Source organism: Streptomyces sp. CRN 30 (assembly GCF_034105845.1).
The window spans coordinates 1-3,395 of record NZ_JAVRHI010000099.1 but is presented as its reverse complement, the minus strand read 5'-3'; the positions used below and the strand labels follow the sequence as shown (position 1 = coordinate 3,395).

General features: G+C 75.4%; 2 protein-coding genes and 2 pseudogenes. All 4 read right to left on the bottom strand.

Annotation, left to right across the window (positions count from 1 at the left end):
• A pseudogene (locus UW392_RS09490) lies at nucleotides 1–537 on the bottom strand (hypothetical protein); the annotation flags it as partial.
• Between the two features lie 22 nt (nucleotides 538–559).
• On the bottom strand, nucleotides 560–1,759 hold the full coding sequence (locus UW392_RS09485) for an AAA family ATPase (RefSeq protein ID WP_320774460.1): 1,200 nt from the start codon (nucleotides 1,757–1,759) through the stop codon (nucleotides 560–562).
• 122 nt (nucleotides 1,760–1,881) lie between these two features.
• Nucleotides 1,882–2,949: an MBL fold metallo-hydrolase gene (locus tag UW392_RS09480; protein ID WP_320774459.1), complete on the bottom strand. Its 1,068-nt coding sequence runs from the start codon at nucleotides 2,947–2,949 to the stop codon at nucleotides 1,882–1,884.
• Nucleotides 2,946–3,395: pseudogene (locus UW392_RS09475) on the bottom strand (pyridoxal phosphate-dependent aminotransferase); the annotation flags it as partial. The pseudogene UW392_RS09475 and the gene UW392_RS09480, both read right to left, overlap by 4 nt.

Below are 3,395 nucleotides of genomic sequence, written 5' to 3'. Positions count from 1 at the left end.
CGCCGCCGCGAGGGCCTGCGCCGCGTCCCGGGCGGCCCCGACCGCCCGCTGTACGGCTCCGTCCGCGCTGTCGGACCCGTCCGTCCCGTCGGCCGCCCGTCCGAGCGCCGCGTCCTCGGCGTCCCGCTCGGCCCGTTCCTGTGCGTCCCGGTGATGCTCCAGCATCCGGCGCAGCGCGGAGGCCTGGGCGAGCACGGCCAGGGCCGCGGCATAGGGGTCGCCCGCCGTCTCCGGGTGCAGCGCGGCGAAGTCCGGTGCCTCCATGAGCGCGGTGACGATCTGGTGGTTGACCAGCCGGGAGGGGGCCATCTCCGGCCGCCCGCGCAACCTCGGGGCGGCCTGGTGGGCGGCCAGGAACGCGTCGGCCAGGAGGTCGGTGGCGTGGGCGTGGCGCTCGCCCAGCTCCTGGGCCAGCTCGCGCAGGCCGGCCGACTGCGCGTAGGTGTCGCGCCAGGCGATCCGGTCGAACCGGTCCGCGACCACGGCCGTGGTGTGCCGCCCGGGAACGGCGGTGGGCCTCCTCGGTGTCTCCTCCACGGTGCGTGCTCCTTCCGGCAGCTCAGACCTGGGCCTGCACCAGGCTCGCGTCCACGCCGAGGGCCTCGGTGAGCACGCGGGCGCGGACAGCGCGCTGGCGGCCGGTGACCCGGTCGATGGCGGCGGTGGACCGGCCCGCGCCCGCCGCCTCCGCGCGCAGCTCCTCCAGCCGCTTGCCCGCCGTGGCGAGCCTGCCGTGGGCGTTCTTGATGGCCCAGTCGCTCAGTGCCTCGCGGGACTGCCCGGCCATGGCGTCGAGCTGCCGCTCCAGCTCCTCGACGGTGTCGGCCAGGTCGAGCGCCTCCCTGGCGTCGGGGTTGACCAGGTGCAGCACCTCGCGCTCGACGGCCGGGCGTTCGGCGGGAGAGTTCCACAGCACGTGCGTCAGCACCGACAGGTCGTTCCGGGCGACCGCCGGGCGGCCGTCGAGGTACGCGGACGCCTGGAGCAGGCCCACCGCCTGCCGCCAGCGGCGGTCGGAGGCGACGATCTCCCTGTGGCGCAGGGCGGCCCGCAGCGTGCACACCGCGTCCACGATCGCGTCGGGGACCTCCACGGCCGGGACCGCCTCGGTGACGGCGTGCCGCAGCGTGGCCAGCTCGACGGTGGTCCGCGCCGGTGCCTCCGGGCGGCTGACGGCGGAGCGGACCAGCGCGGCGAAGTTCGAGGGATCCTCCAGGTAGCCGACCTCGATCCGCACCAGCAGCCGGTCGTAGATCGCGGCCGAGTCCTCCCCCGTGGGCAGTTCGTTGCTCGCCGTGATGGCCCCGATCAGGGGGCAGCGGACCGGCTCGCCGCCGTTCTCGGGGTGGTAGATGCGCTCGTTGAGGAAGCCCAGCGTCTCGTTGAGCGCCGCCGTGGAGCACTTGAAGATCTCGTCGATGAACGCGACGTGCGCGGTCGTGGCGCGGCCCTCGTACACCTGGCGGTACTCGCCCCGGGCCAGCGCGGCGACGTCGATGGGACCGAACATCCGCGTCGGCGCGGTGAACCTGGACAGGAGGATCTCCCAGTAGGACGCCCCCTCGACCCTGCCCGTGAGTTCCCGGGCCAGCTCGGACTTGGCCGTTCCGGGCGGGCCGAGCACCAGCGAGTGCTGTCCGGCCAGCAGCGTCACCACCAGCGTCCGCACCACGTCGTCCCGCTCGTGGAAACGGTCCGACAGCTCGCCGACGATCGCCCGCAGCCGCTCGGCCGTGTCCCGCGCGTCCTGCGCCCCCATGCTCAACTCCCGCTCCCCGCCGCCGTATCGGGCAGGATGGCCTACCGGCCGGTCCTCCCGCCCCTTCCGCCCGAGCAAGATAACGCGGGGCCCGGGGAGGCGAGGTCCAAGGAGGAGAACCGTCATACGGCGGCGACGGGGTCCGTGCACCGGCTCCCCAGCACCCGCGACCCGCCCACCGGCAGGTCCCACAGCGCCTCGCGGGGCAGCCCCGCACGTTCCCAGGCGGCCCGCACCCGCAGCAGCGGTTCGAGGACCGGCTCGGCCGAGAGCACGAACGTGCCCCAGTGCATGGGGGCCATGCGGCGGGCGCCGAGGTCCTGGAAGGCGCGGACCGCCTCCTCCGGGTCGCAGTGGACGTCGCTGAGCCACCAGCGGGGCTCGTACGCGCCGATCGGCAGCAGCGCGAGGTCGATGCCCGGGTGGCGCCGGCCGATGCGGGAGAACCAGTGGCCGTAGCCCGTGTCGCCCGCGAAGTAGAGGCGGTGCCCGTCGCCGTCGCCCAGTACCCAGCCGCCCCACAGGGAACGACAGGTGTCGGTCAGGGAGCGCTTGGACCAGTGGTGCGACGGTACGAAGTCGAAGCGGACGCCGTCGAGTTCGGCGCCCTCCCACCAGTCCAGCTCGGTGACGCGGGTGAACCGGCGGCGCAGGAACCAGCGTCCGAGCCCCGCGGGCACGAACAGCGGGGTGTCGCGCGGCAGCCGGGCGAGGGTGGGCGCGTCGAGGTGGTCGTAGTGGTTGTGGCTGATGACGACGGCGTCGACGCGCGGCAGGGCGCACCAGGCGACGCCGACCGGAGTGATCCGGGCGGGGGTGCCGAGGATGCGGCGGGACCAGACCGGGTCGGTGAGCACGGTCAGCCCGCCGATGCGGATCACCCAGCTCGCGTGTCCCGCCCAGGAGACGGCCGGGGTTCGGGCGTCCACCCGCGGCAGCGGATCGGGGTCGTACGGCAGCCGCGGGATGTCGGCGAGGCCCTCGCGGGTCGGGCGCAGCGCGCCCTCCCGCGCGAAGCGCGCGTAGCCTCCGATGCCGGGCAGCGGAGTGGTCAGCCGGTCGGCGAACGACCGCGGCCACACCCGCCGTTCCCCGAGCGGCCGGAGCCCGCCGGGCGCGTCGGCCGGGAAGCTGTCCTCGGGGGCGGGAACCGGCGTCGGATCCGTCGTCGGCCCCGGCTGGTGCGTCATCGGGGAGACTCCTTCGGCCGGGCGTCGTCGCGCAGGTCGTCGAAGGCGGAGCCGATCATGGTCAACGCGCGTCGTACGTGGGGCAGTTCCAGCGGGTCGGGGGCCGCGAGGGCCACCGTGCGCTCCTCCACCGTGGCACCGAGCAGGGGGCTGGTGGACAGCCGGACGCGCAGCGCGCCGAGGTCGTCGCCGAACCGGTGACCGCCGGGTGCGGGCATGTCCAGCCGGAAGGTGAGGAAGTCCTCCAGTTCCTGCGCGTCACCGACGCCGTACCGGGCGAGGGCCCGGCGGAGCGGGCCCAGGTCCGCGTACACGTGCCGGCCGGCGGCCGGCGGCAGGGCGAGCGCTCCGGCGTCGGTCACGGCACGGTGCAGGGCGGTGGCCACGCGCGCGTGCAGCCGCAACGCGGCGGTCCGCCGGGCGGTCACCTCGGCCGGCTCGCCCAG